Origin of the sequence: Eubacterium callanderi, from assembly GCF_900142645.1 — a bacterium.
Classification (GTDB): domain Bacteria; phylum Bacillota; class Clostridia; order Eubacteriales; family Eubacteriaceae; genus Eubacterium; species Eubacterium callanderi.
This window is the reverse complement of sequence record NZ_FRBP01000009.1, coordinates 38,971-61,036: the sequence shown is the minus strand read 5'-3', so window position 1 is coordinate 61,036 and position 22,066 is coordinate 38,971. Positions and strand designations below refer to the sequence as shown.

The following is a 22,066-nucleotide window of genomic DNA, read 5'->3' as shown; positions in this document are numbered from 1 at the left end:
TTTTCTTCCCTGTTTTTATGCTATACTTTTGAGGGAGGGCGATAACTATGGCAATTAAACGAAAAGGAAATCTCACAAAAGAAAAGATTCTGCATTTTGCTAAGAATGCATTTTATCAGAACGGCTATCACGCCACACAACTAAAATCCATTGCGGCACTGGCGGATCTGAGCCTCGGCAACTTAAACTACTACTTCAAAAAGAAGGACGACCTTGTCGAGGAAATCTATCGGCAATTCTTTACTGATATTTACCATTTTATTAAAAAAAGCGCAGTGATAGACCCGTTGGAACAGTTCTGCCTCTTTCAGTTTATGGTTTATACCATTGTTCTTACCGACGAACACAACAAGCGCTTTTACTGCGAAATCATCCAGGATAAGTCAAATTACCGGGTGATGCACGGGCTCATGCGTGAAAAATACCACGAAATGCTGGATGCCCTTGGCCACAGCCCCGAGCACCTCGACTTTGAAATCATCCTTCTGGCGGAGTTTGGGACACGGCGCGAAATCTTTTTAAACTTTTTTGCTGGCGACCTGCATCTGACCCTTGATCAGCTTGTCTATTACCTGATCCGGAATACCTGTAAAAACCTGGAGGTTCCCCCCTCCGTTTTTGAAAACCTGATGACCTTTTCCCATCATTTTATAGCCGAAAAGGATTTTTCCCACTTAAAATTCCTTGCATAAACAAAACGCCTGCACTGTTTACAGGCGTTTTTTCATTCACTCCACTGCCCTACATCAGTGACAGAAACAAGACAAATCCTGCCAACAACCCATCCCTTGCTGCATCATCCGGCAAAAAATCAAGCATTGGCTTTAACGCTTCCACGCCGTCCGGATATTTGGTATAGTCCATCTCTTTTATATTTTTTTTATGATCAGCCATTTTTCTCTCCTTTATTGATATTGGTGCACAAACTCACTGACAGCCAGCAGATTTTCACGGTTACAGTCCTTTGGATGTGATGTGAACTTATTGGTACACAGCACCAGACCGCCATCCCTTCCAACTTCATCAATCACGCGTTTAGCGTAATCAATGCATTCCTGTTTTGTTCCTCTGGCGATGAGGGATACCGGCAGACCTCCCCACAGGCACAGGTTTGGGAGGCGTTTCCGCGTCTCAAAAATATCATCCATCTCAACATAAAAGCAAAAATGCCCCTTTGGCAGCTCCTGCAGGTATTCGGCCACATGCTTGAAGGAGCCCTCACTCAAAACAAACATTGTATTGTCCGTCTCCACGATTTTATCGGCCAGTTCCTTAAACTGCGGCCAGAAGAATTTTTCAAACTGCTTTGGATTGATCATGTTATCGCTCAGCATGATGGTAAACGCGGTAAAGGCGCTTGTCTTTGTGTCTGCGTGGGTAATGCCGTCAATTAAGTTTTTGACAAAAACATTGTGGTAGACCTCGTTAAAGGCCAGCACTTTTTCAGGTATTTTGCGAAGATCCCTCGACAGGCCCTTCATACCTCTCAAAAAATTATACAGCGCTTCAAAGGCTGGGTAAATCCTGGCGCCGTGTACGCTGTCCAGAATAGGTGGTACGCCGCATTCCTCTGCCAGGCGCTTATTGGTCTTTCCCATGGCCTGATCATAGGCGAGAAATTCTCCGAGAGTCCTCTGAATGGTCTCGAGGGGCATCCCTTCTTTAAAGTAAGTGTACTTTCTCGGAATAATATTTTCCCATAGTGTTTTTAAAGGGTTTTTTACAAATGCATCATAGTCATCCTCATGAAAATGCGTCTGTTCCTTCAGCATCAGTGTGTTGTTCACATCGTCGATGCCATACTCAAAGTTCCCCAGGCTCCTTGTCATAATCAGAGGATTGCGGTCTCCAATATCCAGCAGCGTGTCAAACTGGTAGCGCTTTTGAAAATCAATGTTAGCGTCTTCAACTTTCTGTTGATCCATCAGGGCATCACTCAGAGTGTATCCAAGATCATAATACCGCCAAAAGGCATCGTTTGTGACAAAAGGAACTCTTTTAGGACGCTTTTTCATCCGTACCGCGTCATCGAATATCTCGATTCTTTCCTGAAAAGCTTTTGTTTGATCCATTTTTTCCACCTTCTCCATTGTATTTTATTTGAATTATATAATCATTTCCTAAAAAAATCAATATCTTTTTAGGAATTTAAGGATTGATTCATATTTTTAGCCTATATTCCCCGTAAACAAAAAAGAAACTGAAGGCATCAGACCTTCAGTTTCCCAGGGACAGTCTCTTTTAAATTTAAGCCGCCGTACTTTTCAAGTGTGCTGTCCGGCCATTTTTTACAGGGACTGCACATTTTTCTGAGCACCCCAGAAGTAAATAATACTGATCATAAGATCAACAAGGCAGCCAATGACTACCGTCAGGCCGCCGCTGATGTAAATAATAAGCGAAGCGGCCGCTAAGACGAGCAGCACTACGCCCATAACACGCAGGGCCTTGGCCTTTCCGGCGTTGTCGCAGTTTTTAACTGCCATGATGCCGAAAATAAGGTTAAAAGCAGCGGTAACCACCAGGATAACACCCCCTAAGAACGCGGTAGTCCCGGAAGCCGCCAAATTACTGCCGCCTCCTGCGTTGACTCCCAAAGCTGCGATCCCGCCGCCAGCAAAGGCAAAAAAGGCCAGCAGAAGCTGCGCGATACCAAAAATAACTAAAATAATACCTGAAAATTTTAAATATTTTTTTCCTTCCAAAATAGCATCTCCTTTGCAATTATAACTTTATTATAGCAATTCAATTCTTTTTACTCAACGTATATGACAGTAATGTTCTTTCCACAATGGTAAAGATAAAATATCTCTTAACCAGCGTGTAAAACCGCCTGTTCTCTACCAAAGTCGTTCTGTTTTTACCGAAATCGTCTCTTTTTACCGAAATGAATCTTATTTTACTGTTATGCGGGTTGAACCCAATTCAGGGCTAACGTATACTTTTTATAGAGAATGGAGTAAATCAAAATCAAATGAACCGATCTGAAAGCTTTAAAGCACTCCTTGAGGAAACTGAAAATATTTTAGAAAAACGGATGAATCCTCAGGGTGCCCGTAATACCTACCGCACCTATCGGCTCCACTGCGTCAGCTTTATTAAGTGGATTGCTGAAAATTACAATTGTACCACGCTTGCGGAGACGAAAGCGTATGTAACGCCGTGGCTCCAAAGCCGGGCAAAGCTAAGTAAAAACACCCGCAGGGTGGACGCCAGCGCGCTGGCAAAGCTCTATGGCCAGGCGCGGCAATGCTTTTTACTGGATTCACCCTATATCCAGAGCCCCAGCCCCAGCACACTGCGCATTTTCTGCATGTCCACCGGGCTGGTCGGTCATGAGCTCGTCCACCTGAAAAAGAACTGTCTGGTGCGTTTTAATCATGCGTCCTTTATCCGGCTGGAAATGCCGGGTGAGCTCCGCATGGTGCCAGTTGTCGATAACCGCGAAGCCGTCACCCGCATCATTGACGGATGCAGCTCTGAGCCACTGTGGACAGCCCTGCCGGACTGCTTTGACTACGAGGCAGCGCGGGACCATTACATTGTGAGGCTTTACAAAAAGCTGGCGCGGCCTGTGCAAAGTCTGGCTGAGAGCGAGCGGTACTGCCTTCACAGCACAGCAGATGTCCTTGACAAACGCGCGCTGTTCGGGGTGGCCCAGTCAACCGGGATTTATGACTACCGGGCTCTGGCCCGAAAAATAGGCTGTCTGCCAGAACTGAACAGAACAAAACCATAAGAGGTATTTATGTACTTATTTTATAATGTCGCCCTTCCCTTTGCCGTCATGGCAGGCCTGGGCTTTAGCGTGTTTAACAAAAAGCTGCGGCTGTCCGACAAAAGAGAAATCCTGCTGACGGCGGCGGCAGTGATCATCAGTGTTATTCTGGACAAAGTGGTTACCATCCTCCATGCGACTGTGCTGCTCTCAGAACCATTTCTGATTGCACTGATTTTTCTTTACTACCATCTGGTTTTTCATCCCTCTGTTTATGAAACGGCCTTTGCCTTTTTCGTACTTGAGAGCTATGTGCATATTGTTTCTTTTTTCAGCAATATCCTGGCAGGCGCACTATCCACATCTCTCACAGCCATCGGCGCCAGCAGCCGCTTTCTCTTATGCTATGTGTTTGTGCTGGCGGTCACCCTGCCGCTTATGGTTTTCTTTGTGAAGCGGTTTATCAAGAGGCTCATTGAGGCCGCCTCCGGCATGCCCGCTGTATTCTGGAATTACCTCTGGGGCGTTCCGTTTGCTTTCTACCTCGTCACGACCATGAAGGTTTTCCAGAGACAGGCCTTTCCGGAAGAGCTCACACAGCTCAGTATTCTGGTTTCCATCGCCTGGATCATCGGCATCTTTGCAGTCAATATCCTGGTGATCCGGATGGCTCTTGAAATCATCCAGCTGACCAGGGATCATGCGCAGCTTGAGCTGGCGTCCCGCCTTGTGGAAAAGGAAAAAGACCAGTACCGGCGCATTAAAAGGGATATTGAAGCCACCTCTAAGCTCCGCCATGACATGCGCCATCATCTGATGGGACTGGAGGGCTATCTTGAAAAGAACGATACCGACGGGGCGCGGGGATACCTGAGAAAGATTACAAGTGAGGCAGCGCCGGACGAAAAGGTCATCCTCTGTGATAACTGCGCCATCAATGCCATCGCCTGCCATTTTTTTGAGCGTGCAAGGCTGTGCGGCGCTGAGGTCTCCAGCACCCTGCTGATTCCAGACACTCTGCCCGATTCCGAAAACGACCTGTGCGTTATCCTCGGCAACCTGATCGAAAACGCGGTGGAAGCCTGCGAGCGCCAGCAGGACGGCGCGCGTTTTGTCCATGTCACCGCCAGCTTTACCAGCAAAAGAGACTTCTGTATAATGGTCGAAAACAGCTTTGACCACGAAATCCAGTACGATAAAAACGGAAACTGCCTTTCCTCCAAGCGCATCACAAGCGCCGCCCAGGAGGGGGGCATCGGGCTTTTATCCATTGACAGCATTGTAAAAAAATATAACGGCACGCTCCGCAGGGAAATTGAAAAGAACACCTACAAGGTTCTGATTCTGCTGGAACTGGAGTCCGGCCAGCAGCCCTCATACGAGAGCTTATGACATGACAGCTTAACACAAAGAGAGGAGGCGGCAATTTGAATATTGCCATTATCGACGATTTAAAAGAGGACGGTCTGCTTCTCTGCGCTTATCTGAAGCAGTATTGTGACGAAAACAAAACACTCGCAAATATTAAAAATTTTGAAAGAGCCAGTGATTTCCTGGCCTGTTTTATCCCACAGGTCTACGACCTGATCTTTGTGGATATTTATATGGAGGGCATGAACGGCATTGAGCTGGCCCAAAAAATACGGGAAGCCGACAAGGACTGCATCCTGATTTTCTCAACCACCAGCACCGAGCACACCCACGCGCTGGCGGGTTACAAGGTACGCGCAGCCGACTACCTCATCAAGCCCTATGATTATAATACCTTTTTTGAAACCATGCAGCACTGCGGTGCTTCTATCCTTGAGAAAAACCATTTTATCGAAGTGAAGCAGAGCCGCAGAATCATCAAAATTCTGATCCGCAGCATCCTTTATACGGATTACTCCAATCATTATATCTATATCTATACCAAAACAGGAACCGTCAAAACCTATATGCCCTTTAAGGCCTTTTCTGAAATGCTCCTTCCCTACTCCAACTTTATCTGCTGTTACCGCAACTGCATGGTCAATCTGGATGAGGTCGATTTTATGGAGAACCGGGATTTTATCATGAGCAACGGTGAAAGAATTGCGATTTCCAAATCGGCGTACAAGGAGATTGCCGCGAACTACCGGAACTACCAGTTTGAAAAAATAAACCGTCTTAAAAGATAAAAAACCCCGGGCTGTAACAAAACGTTACATCCCGGGGGCTCTTTTTATTGAATCAAACTTTTTTAATCTTTTTTTCCTTCTTATTCGCCGCGCGTGCCTCACCCTTGCTGATGACCTGCATCACCTTGGCGATTTTGGCAAAAGCGCCGACTAACGGGTCCACCACATCCGATTTCAGATGGTTGACAGAATCCTCTACGCCGCCCAGCATATCGTTGGCCTTGTTTGTCATGTCATCGGCATTCTGCGTAATACTGTCCACATTGTCCATAATGTTATGGATCTGCGCGCGGTTTTCATCCATCAGCTTGGCTGTGGTTTCCAGGGTCGCACCCAGGTTTTTAAAAACCTTAATCAGATAAACCGTCCCAAACACAAAGGCAATGGCAATAATCAGGACCGCCAGCTCCCATATACTAAAACTTACAGTCATCATTTAACGGATACCAGTCCTAGTTCTTTACAACGTCTTTGGCGGCGTCTTTAACACTGTCGATGGTGTCAGAAGCCTTGTCCGCTGCGTCAACCGCTACGTCCTTGGCGTCGTCCGCCGCAGCCTTAGCCGCGTCGACGGTATCTTTGGCTGCATCGGCAACCGCTTCGCCATCTTCCTTCTGAAGGGCTTCCAGTTCTTCGTTTAATTCTTCGATATCCTGGTTCACTTCATCCTGGATTTCCTGGATTTTATTTTCAATCTGGTTTTTGTACTGGTTTACCTTATCGGTTACAGAATCGGTCATATCCTGCAGCTGTTCCTTCAGGTTTTCACCATACTCCACAGCCTGGTCATAAGCGTCACCAAATGTGTCCTGCGCACCGTCTTTAATCTTACGGCGTGTTTCTTCGCCGGAGCTTGGGGCAAGCAGAATACCTAAAGCACCACCAATGATTGTTCCGACGAACAATCCGCCTACAAAATAACCTTTGTTACAACTCATATTCTTTGTCCTCCTGGTTTTAAATCGTTTTTCATAGTAATATAATAATACCCCAAAAAGCTTAAATTGAACAGCCCTTTGAGGTATTATTGAAAATTTCTTTACTTTTTTTAATTACTTTTCACCAAAATTACTGTGCACCAGCTCGACCAGCGCATCCAGGGCATCCTGCTCGTCCTCGCCATCGGCTTCGATGGTGACCGTGGTTCCCTGCGCGATGCCGCCGGACATAATCCCCATGATGCTCTTGGCATTTAAACGCGCGTCACCCTTGACCACTTCAATTTTCGCTTTGTACTTACCAGCGGTCTGTACAAACATGGATGCCGGTCTTGCGTGCAGGCCGGTAGCGTTGGTAATGGTTACGACCTTACTGACCATTTTTCAGCTCACCACCTTACTAAACGATTTTAATGCCTAATTCTGCAATTTTTGCCTGAACCATTTCCTTGACTTCTTCGCCGGTTTCCAGGTTCAGGGCTTTTTCTGCAATGGCCTTTGCGTCTTCATAGCTGACACTGCGGATGATCTTCTTAACCTGCGGAATGGAGGAGGCGCTCATGGAGAACTCGTCCATACCCAGTCCCAGAAGGATCAGCGTTGCCATCGGATCACCGGCCATTTCGCCGCACATACCGGTGAACAGGCCTTCGCGGGCGTGGGAAGCGTCGATCACTGTCTTGACCAGGCGCAGGATCGCCGGATGCAGCGGATTGTACAGGTAGGAAACCTCCTGATTCATACGGTCTACCGCAAGGGTATACTGGCAAAGGTCATTGGTGCCGATGCTGAAGAAATCCACTTCCCTGGCAATGATGTCCGAGGTCACTGCTGCCGACGGGATTTCGATCATGACACCGACACGGATATTTTTGTCATAAGCCTGTCCCTTTTCGTCCAGCTCCTTCATACATTCTGCCAGAATGCCTTTGGCCTGACGCACCTCGGATACGCCGGAGATCATCGGGAACATGATCAGCGCGTTTCCAAAGGCAGAGGCTCTCAGAATCGCTCTCAGCTGTGTCTTGAACATGTCCACCTCGCGGAAGCATAAGCGGATGGCGCGGAAGCCCAGGAACGGGTTCATTTCCTCTTCCAGAGGCAGATACGGCAGCTTTTTGTCCCCGCCGATATCCAGTGTGCGGATGATAACCGGATCGCCGTCAAAGGATTCGATCACAGCCTTGTAAGCCTCGTACTGTTTTTCTTCATCCGGCATGGTGTCGCTGTTCATATATAAGAACTCCGTACGGTACAGGCCCACGCCGCGTCCGCCGTTTTTGTGCACGCCGTCGGTATCGTTCGGAGAGCCGATATTGCCGACCAGCTCTACCCTGTGTCCGTCGGTGGTGACCGCTTCCAGCTCCTTAAGCTCAGCCAGCTCTTTAATGTATGCCTGATAGTCTTCCTGCTGTTTTTTATATGCTGCCAGCTCGTCCTCGGTCGGATTGATCACCGCCTGTCCCTTTAAACCGTCAACCACAACGGTATCGCCGTTTTTTACAGCCGCGGTAATGTCGCCCAAGCCCAAAACAGCCGGGATTTCCAGACTTCTCGCCATGATGGCGGTGTGGGAGGTGCGGCTGCCGATGTTGGTGGCAAAGCCCTTGACCCGCGCTTTATCCATCTGAGCGGTATCGGAGGGGGCCAGGTCATCGGCTACGATGATGGTGTCTTCATCCAGGCAGGAGATATCCACATTTTCAACCCCCATAACATTGTTGAGCACCCGGGTTCCCACATCGCGGATATCGGCGGCGCGCGCGCTGAAATAAGGATCGTCCATCATGTCAAACATTTCAAAAAAGCGGTCGGTGACGGTTTTAACCGCAAACTCCGCATTGACGCCGTTTGTGTTAATCTCAGCCGTGATGCTGTCCACAAATTCAGGGTCATCCAGAACCATGGCGTGGGCTTCAAAGATTTCTGCTTCTTCTTCACCCAGGTCACGGGCTGCTTTTTCTTTAATCTTTAAAATCTGCTCCTTGCTGTTTTCAAGGGCAGCCTGAAGGCGGGCAACCTCAGCCTCTGGATCGTCAACCTTTTTTTCGGTGACTTCCACTTCAACCTTGTCATATACAAATGCCTTTGCAATGGCAATACCAGGGGATGCAATAATTCCTTCTTTTAACATGAAAATATCCTCCACTTTCTATAAAGATTCTCTAAATCGTATTTCTACCTTCAAATGCTTTTATCAGTGTGATTTCGTCAATGTATTCCACATCGGCACCGATGGGAATGCCCTTGGCCAGGCGGGTAACCTTAACGCCCAGGGGACTGATGAGATTGCCCAGATACATGGCGGTCGCCTCACCCTCCGGGGTGGGGTTTGTGGCCATGATGACCTCCTCAATGTCATTTTCACCAATGCGCAGAAGCAGCTCCTTTGCCTTGATGTCCTGAGGCCCAATGCCCTCAAGGGGCGAGATAACGCCGTGCAGCACATGGTAAAGGCCGTTGTACTCTCTGGTCTTTTCAATGGCGAAAATATCCTTTGTGCTCTGCACCACGCAGATCACCCTGCGGTTCCGGTTGGGGTCTGCGCACACATCACAGCGGTCACCGTCAGTGATGCTGAAGCACTCCGGACACAGCCGAATTTTATCTTTTACATTTAACAAGGCGTTTGACAGACCTTCAATCTCTTCCGCCGGAGCATCAATCAGATGAAAGGCCAGCCGCTGAGCGGTTTTTTCTCCAATACCCGGAAGCTTTCCAAGTTCAGTAACTAATCTCTCAATGGCCTTTGGATAAAAACCCATAATTCACCTCATATTCTGCTGTTTAAGCTTAAAATAATCCTGGAATGCCGCCGGTCAATTTGCCCATCTGGCTTTCGGTCATTTCTTCTACCTTTGACAGCGCTTCGTTGCAGGCTGCCATGATCAGGTCTTCCAGCATTTCAACATCGTCTTCATCTATAACATCAGGATCTATTTTTACAGATGTAACCATCTTCTTCCCTGAAACAGTCACTTTGACAGCGCCGCCGCCAGCGGTGGCTTCCACTTCTTTCTCTTCCAGCTCTGCCTGGGCTTTCAACATTTCGTCCTGCATTTTCTGGATTTGTTTCATCATATTATTCTTATTTCCCGGCATGCCTCCTGGCATTCCACCGGGCATTCTTCTACCACGACCCATTTTTACCTCCTAAAAATTTTTATCGTTTTAGACCAAAATATTATATCATTAAATTTTAATATTTCCATATAAATTTTTACATTTAATAAAAGCAGAAAGATATTTTACATAATTTCTGAAACAAGCCTATCCTTTTACCTCTACGACCTCCACGCTGTCGTCGTTGATGATGGATTTTGTCTTTTCAAGGATGGACATCTCATCATAATTTTTTTCCACAAGCTCAAGATCCAGCACGTACTGGTCCCCTCCCAGCTCACACAGCGTCTTCTTCACAAACTCAAACATGACCGGCAGCTTTAACATGCCCATTGCCGCCTGGCCGTCCTTGTCCGCGCTAAACCGGAGCGCCAGCTTTTTGTCCCCCTTGTGCGCCAGCTTACAGCACATCAGCGGTCTGACCAGCATCTGCTTCTGCTTCTGGCAGCTCCGGACCAGACCCGTGTACAGGTTATCGGTGTTGACGCCGCCATCGGCGGTTCTCACCGCTGCCGGAGGCGTTTCCTGCGCCGCCATATCCGCGCTGGAAGCGGGCAGTGCCGCCGTCTCCTTTGCGGATGAGACAGCTGTTGGTTCCCGGCCGGCTGCCCGCGCGGCCGCCTGCATTTCCTGAGCGCGGCTTTTTACGGCGTTATCCGCATGCTGGGGCGCTGCCTGCGCCGGTCTCGGCGGCATTCCCTGGACCGCGCCTGCCTGCCGCCCCTGCTGCCCAGCCGGTCTTTCCGGCTGCTCCTGCACCACGGTCTTCACCAGGCTGTCCGGATCGCAGAGCTTCAGAAGCGCCATCTCCACAATGACAGACGCCAGCCCGCTGTAGCGCAGCTTGTTCTTTTCCTCAATGAGGAAATCAATCATGCTGTAAAAACGCTTGTCGGGCACATCCTGTCCCACAGCAGCCAGGGCCTGGCTGGCACTCTCGGTAATGCCCAGTATCTCCTGGCTGGCAGCACCGGTGGTTTTAACGATGAGCACCTTGCGCAGGTAGTCGATCAGCTGGCCAAACACCAGCCCGCTGTCGCGGCCGGCTTCGCGCATGGCCTTAAATTTCAGCAGCACGCCGCCCTTGTCGCCGGCGACCACATCCTGCACCAGCCCGGCAATCTGATCCTCATCCACCATGCCCATAAAGGCCAGCACATCCTCGTAGGTGATGGTTTTATCCGCCTCTCGGATATCAATGACCTGATCCAGCAGACTCAGCGCGTCACGCATGGAGCTGTCCCCCCGGTAAGCAATAAAATCAATGGCCTCCCGGTCCATGGACACGCCGATGTCCTCCAGAATGTGCGCAATCTGCCCGGCGATCCGTTCCTGGGAGATCGGCTTGATGTCAAAGCGCTGGCACCTGGACAAAATCGTCATGGGGAGCTTGTTTGGCTCCGTGGTGGCTAAAATAAAGACGATGTGCTCCGGCGGCTCCTCCAGGGTTTTTAACAGGGCGTTAAAGGCTTCCTTTGTGAGCATGTGCACTTCATCAATGATGTATACCTTATACTTACCCATTGTAGGTGGATATTTCACCTTCTCACGGATTTCCCGTATTTCATCAACCCCGCGGTTGGACGCACCGTCGATTTCAATGATGTCCATAACGCCTGGCTTCTCAATGTTCAGGCAGGTGTCGCAGGCGTTGCAGGGATTGCCGTCCTCATTGTGTTCACAGTTGATGGCCCGGGCAAATATCTTGGCGATGGATGTCTTGCCCGTTCCCCGGATTCCAGAGAACAAATAGGCATGCCCCACACGGCCCGATAATATTTGATTTTTTAAAATGCGCGTAACGTATTCCTGTCCCACAACACTGTCAAAATCCTGTGGGCGGTACCGTCTGTATAACGCTAAATATGCCATGATCTTCTCCTCTGTTTTTTCTTAACCTTATTATAATATAACGCGTGTTTTTTGTATAGGCCTTCCCTTTACTTGTCTGAATTTATCATGTATAATATTAAATAACAGCTGTATAAATATACATGAGAGGAAATGCTATGGAACACTCAAAAAAAATGAAAATTCTGGCAAAATGCGCTCTGTTCGGCGCTGCCATCATCTGGGGGAGCTCCTTCTTTGTGGTTAAAAATACCGTGGATATTTTTACACCCCACATGCTGCTGGGCTTCCGCTTTACCATCGGCTGTATTCTGCTGGCAGTTATTTTCCGCAAAAAGCTTAAGCTTCTGGACAAGGGCTATTTTATAAGCGGTGCCGTCATCGGCTTCTGCCTCTTTGCCGCCTACAGCCTCCAGACCATCGGCATCACCGATACCACTCCTGGAAAAAATGCCTTCTTAACCGCGATCTACTGCATTATCGTGCCCTTTTTATTCTGGGCGGTGGATAAATCCAAGCCGGATATTTACAACTACCTGGCCGCCATTATCTGCATTGTGGGCATTGGCCTGGTCTCCCTGACCGAGGGCTTTACCATTGGTTTTGGCGATGCCTTTACTCTGCTGGGCGGGCTGTGTTTTGCGGCGCACATGGTCGCCGTTGCCAAGCTGGGCCGTGACCGTGACCCCATCCTCATCACCATCCTGCAGTTTGGCTACGCGGCCATCTTTGCCTGGATTGTCGGCTTTGCTACTGAGTCCCTGCCCGCAGTATGGACCTTCGACAGCGTCCTCGGCCTCCTGTTTCTGGCTTTTTTTGCCACCGCTGTGGCCCTGCTGCTCCAGAACGTCGGGCAGAAATACACTCATCCCTCTGCCGCTGCCATCATCCTGAGCCTGGAATCCGTTTTCGGGGTTTTGTTCTCCGTCATCTTTTACGGCGAAGCCCTGACGCCCAAGCTGATCATCGGCTTTGTCCTGATCTTCATTGCCATCATCGTCTCAGAAACCAAGCTCTCCTTCCTGCGCAAGAAGGCGCCCGAGGGGGAGATGACTGAAAAAGCCTGCGAGTGAACTCGCGGGCTTTTTCTTTTTTCTTTTCTGGGTATAAGTATACTATTCTATGAGTATCCAGAAAGGAAAATTTCCATGTACAATTTATTGGTTGGCGGCGCAGCCGGTGACGGTATTGACACCATGGTGGCTGTGCTCGAAAAAGTTTTGAAAAAGTCGGGCTATTTTGTCTTTTCGGCCCGTGATTTCATGTCCCGTATCCGAGGCGGCCACAATTTCACACTGGTCCGCTTTGGCAAGACGCCCATCACCTCACATTCCCTCAAAGTAAACGGCATTGTTGCCATGGATGAGGAGACCATTTCCAGACACCAGGACGAGTTGGTGGACGGTGGGTTTATCCTGTGCGACATCGGCCTGAAAACCGATCATCCCCACGCATTAAAAATTGATATGCGCAAAAAAGCCAGCGAGCTTGGCAACCCGAAGGTTGCCGGCGTCATTGCCATGGGCGCAGTGCTCAGGCTCTTCGGCGAAACCTTAGAATCCGCCGAATCCGTTTTGAAGGATTCCATCAAGCCCGCGTTTCTGGAGATAAACCGCCAGGGGCTTCTGTTCGGCTACGACAGCGCAGAGGCGCGCTATAAACACCTGTCCTCAGGTTACAGCGATTACCTGCTGCTGAGCGGCAATGACGCCATCGCGCTGGGCGCGCTGGCCGCAGGCCTCCGGTTCTATTCCGCTTATCCCATGTCCCCCTCCACCTCCATTCTCAACTACCTCGCCGATACCAGTGCGACGACCGGCGTGGTGGTGGAACAGGCAGAGGATGAAATCGCGGCCGTAAACATGGCCATCGGCGCCTCCTACGCCGGCGCGTGCGCCATGACTGCCTCCGTGGGCGGCGGCTTCGCGTTAATGACCGAGGCTGTCGGCTTCTGCGGCATTGCCGAAATCCCATTGGTCATCGGCGATATTCAGCGCCCCGGCCCTGCCACCGGCCTGCCAACCCGCACCGAACAGGCCGATCTGCGCTTCGCCATTGCCGCCGGCGCCGGTGATTTCCCGCACATGGTCATTGCCGTTAAAAACCAGGAGGACGCCTTTTACCAGACCGTTCGCGCCTTTAACCTGGCCGAAAAGTACCAGATGCCTGTGATTTTACTGAGCGACCAGTACCTGGCCGACGCCACAGCCACCGTGCTCCCCTTTGACCTGAACACGCTGAAAATCGAGCCTGTGGGCGCCGCCCTGACCGGCGCCCCCGAGGATTACCGCCGCTACCAGATCACCGAAAGCGGTATCTCACCGCGGCTCATCCCCGGCAAAACCAAGGCCATTGTCACCACCGACAGTGACGAGCATGACGAAATGGGCTACATCACCGAATCCGCTGAAATGCGCGACGCCATGGTCGAAAAACGCGCCCGAAAAATGGCCGCCCTGCGCTATGAGCTTGAGGAGCCCGACTTCCTGGGCGATAAGGACTTTAAGACCCTGCTCATCGGTTTTGGCTCCATGTGGGGACCGCTAAAAGAAGCCGTGGAAATCCTCAACGAAAAAAATCCTTCCGGCTACGGGGCCTTGGTTTTCGGCGATGTTTTCCCGCTGCCCCTGCAGGTGCTGCGCGGCTTTGCCGAACAGGCAGAAACCATCATCAACGTGGAACAGAACGCCACCGGCCAGCTGGCTGCCCTTCTCCGAGAAAAGGCCCTGCTGCGCTGTGACGCTTCCGTATTAAAATACGACGGCCGTCAGCTCTCCGGCGAAGAGATTGCCGACGCTGTCATGAAAGGAGAAAACAAATGAGTACCTATATCAAGCACGAAACCGCCTGGTGCCCCGGCTGCGGCAACTTTATGATCCTCGACACCTTAAAAAGCGTCCTGGAAGATCTGGATCTGCCCAATGACCAGGTGCTTTTGGCCGCCGGCATCGGCCAGGCCGCCAAAACCCCGCAGTACCTGAACGCCAATTCCTTCTGCGGGCTACACGGCCGCTCCCTTCCCGCAGCGCAGGCGGCAAAAATGGCCAATGACGATCTGACCGTCATCATCGACACCGGTGACGGTGACTCCTATGGCGAGGGCGGCAACCACTTTCTCCACGCCATCCGCCGAAATGTGGATATCACCCACTTTGTCCATGACAACCGCATCTACGGCCTGACCAAAGGGCAGATTTCCCCTACCACAGACGCCTGTACCGAACACAGCGTCAACAAAGTATGCAACCTCAACACCCCCTTCAACCCGCTGGCCATCGCACTGAGCGCAGGCGCCACCTTTGTGGCCCGCAGCTTCAGCGGCAATAAGGAGCATCTGGCCGAAATGATGAAGCGCGCCATCCGCCACAAGGGCTACGCTCTTTTAGACATACTCCAGCCCTGCGTCAGCTTCAATAAGGTCAATACCTTCAAATATTACAAAGAACATGTGGATATCCTGGACGAAAACCACCCCACAGACGACCACATGGCCGCCCTGGAGCTGGCCCTGACCAACAGCGACCGGATTCCCATCGGTGTTTTCTATGAAAACAACCACCCTGCCTTTGCCGAAACCCACTCCGTGCTGTCCGCAGGGCCCGCTCTGGTGGACAGAGAGACCGATTTAGAAGGGATCACCGCGCTGATGAACGCCTTTGTGTGATCATAAAAACCCCGGGACGTAACGAAAAGTGACGTCCTGGGGTTTTTTATCACAGGTCTTTTGTTTCAGCTGCCTCCAGTAATTCCTGAAGCTCTTTTTTCTCATAAGTAATATACCACATTGCCATCCTGAGAATAATCCTGTACATCTCGATTGCCTTTGCTGTGATCGAATACTCCACTCTGGGTGGCACCTCGGCATAGATTGTCTTGGTGAGTAACCCCGCCTGAACCATCTCCTTTAAAGAAGATGAAAGCATATTATCAGTAATGCCATCGGCCTCCAATGATTTTTTCAACTCGGAGTAACGCATCCGTCGGCGTATAAAAACACGGCGAAGAATGGCGTATTTCCATTTACCGCTGATCAGCGCCATGGCTTTTTCAGCCGAGGCGTAGCCTACTGGAAAATCCGGAATTGTACTAAAAACCGATAAAAACGTTTCGTCATCCTCCGTATCAATCAAGCGCTGGCAATTCGCCATAAAGCCGTCTCTCTCTGTTAGTTTTTCATTAATCTTTTCAATTTCCAAAACTTTCTCACTCATTTTAACTCCGCCTTTTCTGTTTACAATAAAGAGTATATCCGATTTTTTTCCCTTTAGCAAATTCTTTGAATCAATGCTCCTATTTTTCTTAGTTTATTTGTTTTTTTCTATTTACTCATAAAAAACTGCATGATTGACGCCCCCTTTACACCATGTTAAATTAGAAATAGATCAGCGCTGAAATAATTTCTTAACGAGGAGAACAATGATCGGCTTTATTCAAGTATTACTCACTTTTGTCGCAATTGGCCTGCTGATTTTTATGATTATGAAAAAGGCCTATGCGCCCATGAGCTTACTGGCTCTCGGGTTTGTCATTCTTTTTTTCTGGTCACTGCTCACAGGTCAGAGCATTATGGGGGAAGAATCTGTCGGTAACTGGTTTTTAGATATCTTTGAATTCATGAAATCTTATTTTTGCTCCCAGTATATTGGGTTAGGAATGATATTACTGCCACTAATGGGCTTTACAAGATATATGAACCATATCCATGCAACTGAAATGCTCACCAGCCTTTGCTCTAAGCCCCTTCAAAAAATCAAAAATCCTTATGTTATTGTAGGCTGTACTGTTATTTTAGGCGCATTATTGGAAATTGCAATCCCATTCCATACAGGGTTAAGTGTTTTGCTGCTTATTACTCTGTTTCCTGTTCTCCGGTCCTGCGGTATCAGTAAACTTACCGCGGCAGCGGCTATTTTACTCGGCGGAGCCATGGACCTTGGCCCTGCTGCTCCCATGCCAATTTACGGTTTATCCGAAATACACTCAAGCATGACGGCCGCCGAATATTTTATCCGCATTCAGATACCTATCTCGACCCTTCCAATACTCCTATCCGCTGTGCTGTGTGCTGTTGTCAACTGGAAATGGGATCAAAAGACAGACTACTTAGCCGAAAGGCCTGAAACAGACCAAATCCCTTATACAGCGATCGGTGTTCCTAAGTTTTACGCACTTTTTCCACTGATTCCGCTTGTTTTTATCATCATTTTTAGTAAACTGGTTATTGCATCCATTGTGATCTCTGTCTGTGCTGCTGTATTTATCTCTTTATTCATCTGCACTACCATCGAAATAATCCGGTCACACAGCATCATTCAATCCATGGACGCAACAAAAACTTTTTTTGAAGGCATGGGGGACGGCTACACGGTAACGATTGTACTGATAGCGGCGGCTTCTGTCTTTGCCGGTGCGTTGCAAAAAATTGGCGGTTTAACCGTATTGGCAGAATTGATCGCCAAAACACCTCTAAACGGAATGATTGTCTTTGCTATCATTGGCCTGCTGGGTATGTTTATTATCATCTTTACCGGCTCGCCTAACGCTGGCATGGCCCCTTTTACCGATTCCATTTTAAATCTGATTAATACTTATCATATTATGCCAGAAATCGCCTTGCTGCCCATACAGCTTTCCATGGGTTACGGCCGGGTACTTTCACCAATCGGATCAGCGGTCTTAACCGTAGCAAGTATGATAGATGTTGACATCATCGAACTTGTTAAAAGAAATATCATCCCAGTCGGTGGCGCCTATCTTTTAAATATCATCATCGCAGTAATCTTATAAAAACTCCTGATATCGACTAATAAAACGACTTAAAACTTGAAAAAAAAAATATTTCCTAAAAAACGTTGCATTTTTTAGGAAATTATTATATAATTCATATAATAATTAAATGAAGGTGGTAAATATGGATCAAAAAAAAGCTTTAGATGAACGTATCAAACTATTTGATGACGCTGTCCGGATGGAACAAAAACCAAAGAGGGTTCCTTTTGTAACAAATGACGCTTTTTGGCGGTATTATGACCTCGGCTACACATTAAGCGATGCATTAATGGATAAGCAAAAAATTGAAGACGCTAACATAGAATTTCAAAAACGGTATCAATTTGATGCAATGCTTGATATCGGCGATCGAAATCCACTTATTATGACTCGTAGCCTGGGAAATTTTGAATATCAAATTAACGACGAGAATAACACATTGATGTTAGCAGAACAAAATCATTTCCATGAGGATGACTATGACAGTTTTATAAAAAATCCACTCAAAACATTATGGGAAAATGTTATTCCAAGAAAATATACTTATTTTAAAAACGGCATGTCCCTTCAAACACTCCAAAATACGCTTGGGGAGTTCCTTGCTTACGACCAGTCTATCCAGCGAACAAACCAGCGTCTCGCTTCGGAATGTGGCGTCCCTCAACTTTTTGACCCAGTCAATGGGGCACGCATTTATCCTGCCTTCGAGGCACTGTACAACTTTTTAAGAGGCATGAAGGGTTTATCCCGCGACCTCAGAAAAATACCTAAAAAGGTACTGGCCTTCAATGAAGTTTACCACAATACCTTTGTTAAGGGGCTTGTCGATGGTATCAAGCATACTGACTCTCCATCAAGTGCCTTTACAGTATTTACGATCATGCTCAGCGAAAATATGATCAACCCTAAGCAATTCGAAAAATTCTTTTGGCCGCAATTTAAGGAACTAGCTGATAAGGTTGTCGAAACTAATGGCACAATGTTTGTTTTAAGTGAAGGCTCCTTTAAGCATGTTTCCGAATACTTGCAGGAACTCCCAAAAGGGCATTTTTGCTTCTATGTAGAAATGGATGATATTTTTGAAACGCGTAAGCAACTGCCCAATTTATGTCTCTGGGGCGGATTGCCTGTCTCACTAATTTCCAGAGGAACAAAGCAGGAATGCATTGATTACACCAAACGAGTCATTGATGAAGTGGGACGGGACGGCGGCTTAATCCTCTGCACCGATAAGTTCACATCACATCCGAGTGATTGTAACCGAGAAAATCTACTGGCCATCAGCGAATTTATTCATAATTATCAATAAGGAGAACTAAAATGGATGAAAATAAAAAAGAAATTGATTATACCAAATATCCTGAAGGGGTAGAAGCTCTAAAGCCAATGCTTGATTTTTTACCGGATGATGCGGCCAAAGAAGAATTGCTCGCCGGATTTGTTTTGTTTCTGTCGTTAATGTAAATAACTAAAAGAATGCCTGCATAACCACTAACATCACAGCAGTCATGCAGGTATTTCTTTAAATCAAAAATTTTATCTGCGTAATATCTTTTTTTTCTATAAAATCATGCGAACACTCAATTAAATCATTGAATGCTTCTAAGGGAATATCAAGCTCTTTACAGGTATTTTTAATCAAATAATAAATCAACTGATCAACTGTCATTTGCAAGAGCCCATCATAATAATTCAAAAAAATTTCACGTCTGGCACCAAACTCTGTCAAAATAATAATTTCAAACTCCAGGGGCGTCATTGAACGCTGCAGGGAGTCCAGAATATCGTGATACTTTTCGCGTATCAGTTCTTGCATGACGCGATAATTTGATTTGTTTTGAATAATTTCACAGTAAAATCGTTTGTTATTTTCATCTGTAAGCACAATATTATAAATAACAAATAGAAAAAAACAATACTGCTTTAACGCATCATAAATATGATTGTTCTTAATAAACTGGTATACTTCGGTAAAAAACTGATTGTATATCTCTTTTACAAGATCATCTTTCTTTTTAAAATAATAGTTTAGATTTCCAAGACTGAGATCTGCCTGTTCAGCAATTGTTTTTAACTGCGTCTTGCTGTAACCATTTTGATAAAACTCTTTTTTAGCATAATATAGTATCTTTTCTTTTGTAATATTCCCTTTTCGCTTAATTGTCATTTTCAGCACCCCCAAAAAAGTATACCATAAAAAAAGCAAAAGGAATAGCAACATTTAGGAAATTTTATACAAAAAACTAAAAAAACCCGGGAAGTAACCTTTCGTTACATCCCGGGGCCTTTATGCTTACGCGTTTCTGCCGCAGCATTTTTTATATTTTTTACCGCTGCCGCATGGGCATGGGTCATTGCGTCCGACTTTTTCTTTTTTAACAACAGTGTTTCTTTCTCTGGAGGCTTTCATCAATTCCCGTTTTCTCTGGGCTGTCAGGATATCATCCCACTGCGGCAGCTCGTAGAGCCACTGGGCCGGTACGCCTACCATGTTATAGTACAGCTTTTCAAAGTCAATTTCCAGGCGCACCTGGGTATCGGCTTCCAGCTCTTCAAGGTTATCCAGACCCGATTTCAGGCTCTGGCTGATGCCGTCCATAAAGCCTGCCATCATCACAGGTGTAACATCGTATTTTTCTGCCAGCTCATTGATGGTTCCCTCTACAACATCCTGTTTTTTACCCAGGATATCTTCATAAAAAGCCGTTTCCTTAGTCAGATATTCATTCCAAAGCTCTTTATAGCCTTTTTCATCCTCCGTAGGATCAATGTCTGAGACCTCTTTCCATTCTTCATATAAACTCATGGTTTTCTCCTTCTGTTCCTGTTTTGCTCAAAATATTATATCGCATTCCCGGTTTTATTACAATTCCTGAATGACAAAAATCCGAGTCTTTTATTTCAATTTCATCGGAATCCCTGAAACGGTAAAGTAGACCTCATCAGCCCGGCAGGCCACGTACTGGTTCATCCTTCCGGAAATATCTCTGAAGTAATTGCCGAGCTTATAGGAGGGCACAAGTCCCAGCCCCACTTCGTTTGAGACCATGAACAAATGCTTGTCTCTGCATACCTCCAGCAGGGTTTTGACCTGTTCGCGGATCTTATCCTCAACCTCTGCGATGGTGTCCATGCCGCAGTGGTCATAATCCACATCGTAATCCAGCATGTTGTTGGTGATCATAACGGTCAGGCAGTCAAAGAGAATGACGTCGGCCTCCTGAAAGGCAGGGTCCTCTGCCATAACTTCGTAATCCTTATAGCGCTCGATGGTTGCCCACTCTGACGGACGCTGTTCCTGATGTCTTCGTATACGATCTTTCATGCCGTCATCAAAGGCAATGGCTGTGGCAATGTAGGCGACCCTGCCGCCCACTTCCTTGACAGCCTTTTCTGCAAAACTGCTTTTGCCGCTTCGGGCTCCGCCGGTTACAAATACTAAGCTTCCCATTTTCTTTTATCCCCTTAAAATATTATTTAAAGCCGCGATCAGCCGGTCGTTATCCTCATGCCGTTTGATGGCCGCTCTGAAAAACTGGGTTTCAAGTCCCGCAAAATCCTCACAGGTCCGGATATTGATGTGCTGCTCAAGCAGCTCCTTCTGAAGTGTCTGCGCGCTTCTCCCCTCTACCTTATACAAATGGAAATCGGCGCCGCTCGGATATACCTGCAGACCAGGCAGACCGGACAGGGCGTCGAAAACACGCTGCCGCTCTGTCTGAATGTAGTCCCGCGTTCGCTGCATATAGGCTTTGTCATCGTAAATACACATGGCGGCTTCCAGCGCCAGGGTATTGATGGTCCACGGCTCTTTGTAAGCCTCCATGGCCCGGATAAGCCCTGCTGAGCCAACGCCGTAGCCGATCCGCAGTCCCGGCACTCCAAAAAATTTGGTCAGGGAACGCAGCAGGAAAAGACGTCGGTCGGAGTGATTTACATATTCCAAACAGGTTTCGATGCCTGAAAATTCAATAAAGGACTCGTCAATGAACCAGATAATTTCAGGGTCCATCCGGTCCATGAGTTCCTTAATAAAGGCTTTGCTGTAAAGGCGCCCTGTCGGATTGGTCGGATTGCAGAGATACACTGCCTCCGGACGGCATTCCTCTGCCAGCCGGATGAGTCTCTCGTGGTCCAGTGCAAAATCATCCTCTGGCGATAAGGTAAGCTCACAGACTTCGCCGCAGCCGTTCATGCTGAGCGCCCGGCGGTACTCGTTAAAGGTGGGCACTGGGATGAGCGCCCGCTCCGGGTGAACGCCCCTTGCAAAAAGATAGATCAGCTCAATGGCGCCGTTTCCCAGAATCACGTTTTCCGGGGCAGCGCCGATATCCTCCGCGATTTTATTCCGGGCTGTCTCGCCAGTGATCTCCGGGTATCTGCCAAGGTCGTCCAGAGCTGCTTCCAGCCTTTTTCTCAGCCCCTCCGGCATGCCCAGCGGGTTAATGTTAATGCTGAAATCCAGCACGTCTTTTCTGCCACCTTGATATCCGCCATGTTTATTCATT

25 protein-coding genes are annotated in these 22,066 nt (G+C 47.8%); 10 read left to right on the top strand and 15 right to left on the bottom strand.

The window, feature by feature from the left end; translation table 11 throughout:
- Nucleotides 1–47 precede the first annotated feature (47 nt).
- On the top strand, nucleotides 48–692 hold the full coding sequence (locus BUC22_RS13260) for a TetR/AcrR family transcriptional regulator (protein ID WP_013379143.1): 645 nt from the start codon (nucleotides 48–50) through the stop codon (nucleotides 690–692).
- A gap of 49 nt (nucleotides 693–741) precedes the next feature.
- On the opposite strand, the gene BUC22_RS22135 is transcribed toward BUC22_RS13260, so the two are convergent.
- The 3 genes from BUC22_RS22135 to BUC22_RS13250 all read right to left on the bottom strand — a co-directional run bounded on the left by BUC22_RS22135 (nucleotide 742) and on the right by BUC22_RS13250 (nucleotide 2,705).
- Nucleotides 742–894 carry a hypothetical protein gene (locus tag BUC22_RS22135; RefSeq protein ID WP_013379142.1) on the bottom strand — a complete coding sequence of 51 codons (153 nt, stop codon included), beginning with the start codon at nucleotides 892–894 and terminating at the stop codon, nucleotides 742–744.
- Between the two features lie 11 nt (nucleotides 895–905).
- Nucleotides 906–2,072 (bottom strand): uroporphyrinogen decarboxylase family protein, encoded by a 1,167-nt coding sequence (locus BUC22_RS13255; protein ID WP_123876036.1) that lies wholly within the window; start codon nucleotides 2,070–2,072, stop codon nucleotides 906–908.
- 216 nt (nucleotides 2,073–2,288) lie between these two features.
- Nucleotides 2,289–2,705: a hypothetical protein gene (locus BUC22_RS13250; protein WP_013379140.1), complete on the bottom strand. Its 417-nt coding sequence runs from the start codon at nucleotides 2,703–2,705 to the stop codon at nucleotides 2,289–2,291.
- 269 nt (nucleotides 2,706–2,974) lie between these two features.
- Between BUC22_RS13250 and BUC22_RS13245 the strand changes: the two genes are divergently transcribed.
- From BUC22_RS13245 to BUC22_RS13235, 3 genes are read left to right on the top strand one after another with little or no spacing between them, the layout of a single operon-like run.
- The gene (locus BUC22_RS13245; protein ID WP_013379139.1) at nucleotides 2,975–3,739 is read left to right on the top strand and encodes a hypothetical protein; all 765 of its coding nucleotides are present in this window, start codon (nucleotides 2,975–2,977) and stop codon (nucleotides 3,737–3,739) included.
- A 9-nt stretch (nucleotides 3,740–3,748) separates the two neighbouring features.
- A complete protein-coding gene (locus tag BUC22_RS13240; RefSeq protein ID WP_013379138.1) occupies nucleotides 3,749–5,110 on the top strand; it encodes a sensor histidine kinase in 1,362 nt (453 codons plus the stop codon).
- Between the two features lie 35 nt (nucleotides 5,111–5,145).
- Nucleotides 5,146–5,877 carry a LytR/AlgR family response regulator transcription factor gene (locus tag BUC22_RS13235; RefSeq protein WP_013379137.1) on the top strand — a complete coding sequence of 244 codons (732 nt, stop codon included), beginning with the start codon at nucleotides 5,146–5,148 and terminating at the stop codon, nucleotides 5,875–5,877.
- 52 nt (nucleotides 5,878–5,929) lie between these two features.
- On the opposite strand, the gene BUC22_RS13230 is transcribed toward BUC22_RS13235, so the two are convergent.
- From BUC22_RS13230 to dnaX, 7 genes are all read right to left on the bottom strand, one after another.
- Complete coding sequence (locus BUC22_RS13230; RefSeq protein ID WP_013379136.1) at nucleotides 5,930–6,313, bottom strand: DUF948 domain-containing protein; 384 nt, start codon at nucleotides 6,311–6,313, stop codon at nucleotides 5,930–5,932.
- 16 nt (nucleotides 6,314–6,329) lie between these two features.
- Complete coding sequence (locus BUC22_RS13225) at nucleotides 6,330–6,815, bottom strand: YtxH domain-containing protein (RefSeq protein ID WP_013379135.1); 486 nt, start codon at nucleotides 6,813–6,815, stop codon at nucleotides 6,330–6,332.
- Between the two features lie 114 nt (nucleotides 6,816–6,929).
- Complete coding sequence (locus BUC22_RS13220) at nucleotides 6,930–7,196, bottom strand: HPr family phosphocarrier protein (RefSeq protein WP_013379134.1); 267 nt, start codon at nucleotides 7,194–7,196, stop codon at nucleotides 6,930–6,932.
- A gap of 19 nt (nucleotides 7,197–7,215) precedes the next feature.
- The gene (gene ptsP, locus BUC22_RS13215) at nucleotides 7,216–8,949 is read right to left on the bottom strand and encodes a phosphoenolpyruvate--protein phosphotransferase (protein WP_013379133.1); all 1,734 of its coding nucleotides are present in this window, start codon (nucleotides 8,947–8,949) and stop codon (nucleotides 7,216–7,218) included.
- Between the two features lie 31 nt (nucleotides 8,950–8,980).
- Entirely contained in the window at nucleotides 8,981–9,580 is a 600-nt protein-coding gene (gene recR / locus BUC22_RS13210) for a recombination mediator RecR (RefSeq protein WP_013379132.1), read from the bottom strand.
- A 28-nt stretch (nucleotides 9,581–9,608) separates the two neighbouring features.
- Nucleotides 9,609–9,941, bottom strand: coding sequence for a YbaB/EbfC family nucleoid-associated protein (locus BUC22_RS13205; RefSeq protein WP_337926970.1), 333 nt, complete (start codon nucleotides 9,939–9,941; stop codon nucleotides 9,609–9,611).
- A gap of 144 nt (nucleotides 9,942–10,085) precedes the next feature.
- Complete coding sequence (dnaX, locus tag BUC22_RS13200) at nucleotides 10,086–11,810, bottom strand: DNA polymerase III subunit gamma/tau (protein ID WP_070081129.1); 1,725 nt, start codon at nucleotides 11,808–11,810, stop codon at nucleotides 10,086–10,088.
- Between the two features lie 137 nt (nucleotides 11,811–11,947).
- Here dnaX and BUC22_RS13195 point away from each other — a divergent pair, with 137 nt between their 5' ends.
- From BUC22_RS13195 to BUC22_RS13185, 3 genes are all read left to right on the top strand, one after another.
- Nucleotides 11,948–12,862 carry a DMT family transporter gene (locus BUC22_RS13195; RefSeq protein WP_013379128.1) on the top strand — a complete coding sequence of 305 codons (915 nt, stop codon included), beginning with the start codon at nucleotides 11,948–11,950 and terminating at the stop codon, nucleotides 12,860–12,862.
- 75 nt (nucleotides 12,863–12,937) lie between these two features.
- Entirely contained in the window at nucleotides 12,938–14,611 is a 1,674-nt protein-coding gene (locus tag BUC22_RS13190) for a 2-oxoacid:acceptor oxidoreductase subunit alpha (protein WP_013379127.1), read from the top strand.
- Complete coding sequence (locus BUC22_RS13185; RefSeq protein WP_013379126.1) at nucleotides 14,608–15,453, top strand: 2-oxoacid:ferredoxin oxidoreductase subunit beta; 846 nt, start codon at nucleotides 14,608–14,610, stop codon at nucleotides 15,451–15,453. Before BUC22_RS13190 ends, BUC22_RS13185 begins: the two co-directional genes overlap by 4 nt.
- Nucleotides 15,454–15,502: 49 nt before the next feature.
- Here BUC22_RS13185 and BUC22_RS21310 read toward each other — a convergent pair whose 3' ends face one another.
- Entirely contained in the window at nucleotides 15,503–16,000 is a 498-nt protein-coding gene (locus BUC22_RS21310; RefSeq protein WP_123876035.1) for a winged helix-turn-helix transcriptional regulator, read from the bottom strand.
- A gap of 205 nt (nucleotides 16,001–16,205) precedes the next feature.
- Between BUC22_RS21310 and dcuC the strand changes: the two genes are divergently transcribed.
- The 3 genes from dcuC (at nucleotide 16,206) to BUC22_RS22130 (ending at nucleotide 19,022) form a co-directional block, all read left to right on the top strand.
- Complete coding sequence (gene dcuC / locus BUC22_RS13175) at nucleotides 16,206–17,576, top strand: C4-dicarboxylate transporter DcuC (RefSeq protein ID WP_013379124.1); 1,371 nt, start codon at nucleotides 16,206–16,208, stop codon at nucleotides 17,574–17,576.
- Nucleotides 17,577–17,700: 124 nt separating this feature from the next.
- A complete protein-coding gene (locus BUC22_RS13170; protein WP_013379123.1) occupies nucleotides 17,701–18,867 on the top strand; it encodes a uroporphyrinogen decarboxylase family protein in 1,167 nt (388 codons plus the stop codon).
- An 11-nt stretch (nucleotides 18,868–18,878) separates the two neighbouring features.
- Nucleotides 18,879–19,022 (top strand): hypothetical protein, encoded by a 144-nt coding sequence (locus tag BUC22_RS22130; protein WP_013379122.1) that lies wholly within the window; start codon nucleotides 18,879–18,881, stop codon nucleotides 19,020–19,022.
- 58 nt (nucleotides 19,023–19,080) lie between these two features.
- Here BUC22_RS22130 and BUC22_RS13165 read toward each other — a convergent pair whose 3' ends face one another.
- From BUC22_RS13165 to BUC22_RS13150, 4 genes are all read right to left on the bottom strand, one after another.
- Nucleotides 19,081–19,725, bottom strand: a complete 645-nt coding sequence (locus BUC22_RS13165; RefSeq protein ID WP_013379121.1) for a TetR/AcrR family transcriptional regulator — start codon at nucleotides 19,723–19,725, stop codon at nucleotides 19,081–19,083.
- 126 nt (nucleotides 19,726–19,851) lie between these two features.
- Complete coding sequence (locus BUC22_RS13160; RefSeq protein WP_013379120.1) at nucleotides 19,852–20,364, bottom strand: SEC-C metal-binding domain-containing protein; 513 nt, start codon at nucleotides 20,362–20,364, stop codon at nucleotides 19,852–19,854.
- Between the two features lie 90 nt (nucleotides 20,365–20,454).
- Entirely contained in the window at nucleotides 20,455–21,009 is a 555-nt protein-coding gene (gene cobU, locus BUC22_RS13155) for a bifunctional adenosylcobinamide kinase/adenosylcobinamide-phosphate guanylyltransferase (RefSeq protein WP_073383086.1), read from the bottom strand.
- 6 nt (nucleotides 21,010–21,015) lie between these two features.
- A complete protein-coding gene (locus BUC22_RS13150; RefSeq protein WP_013379118.1) occupies nucleotides 21,016–22,065 on the bottom strand; it encodes a pyridoxal phosphate-dependent aminotransferase in 1,050 nt (349 codons plus the stop codon).
- Nucleotide 22,066: the final 1 nt, after the last annotated feature.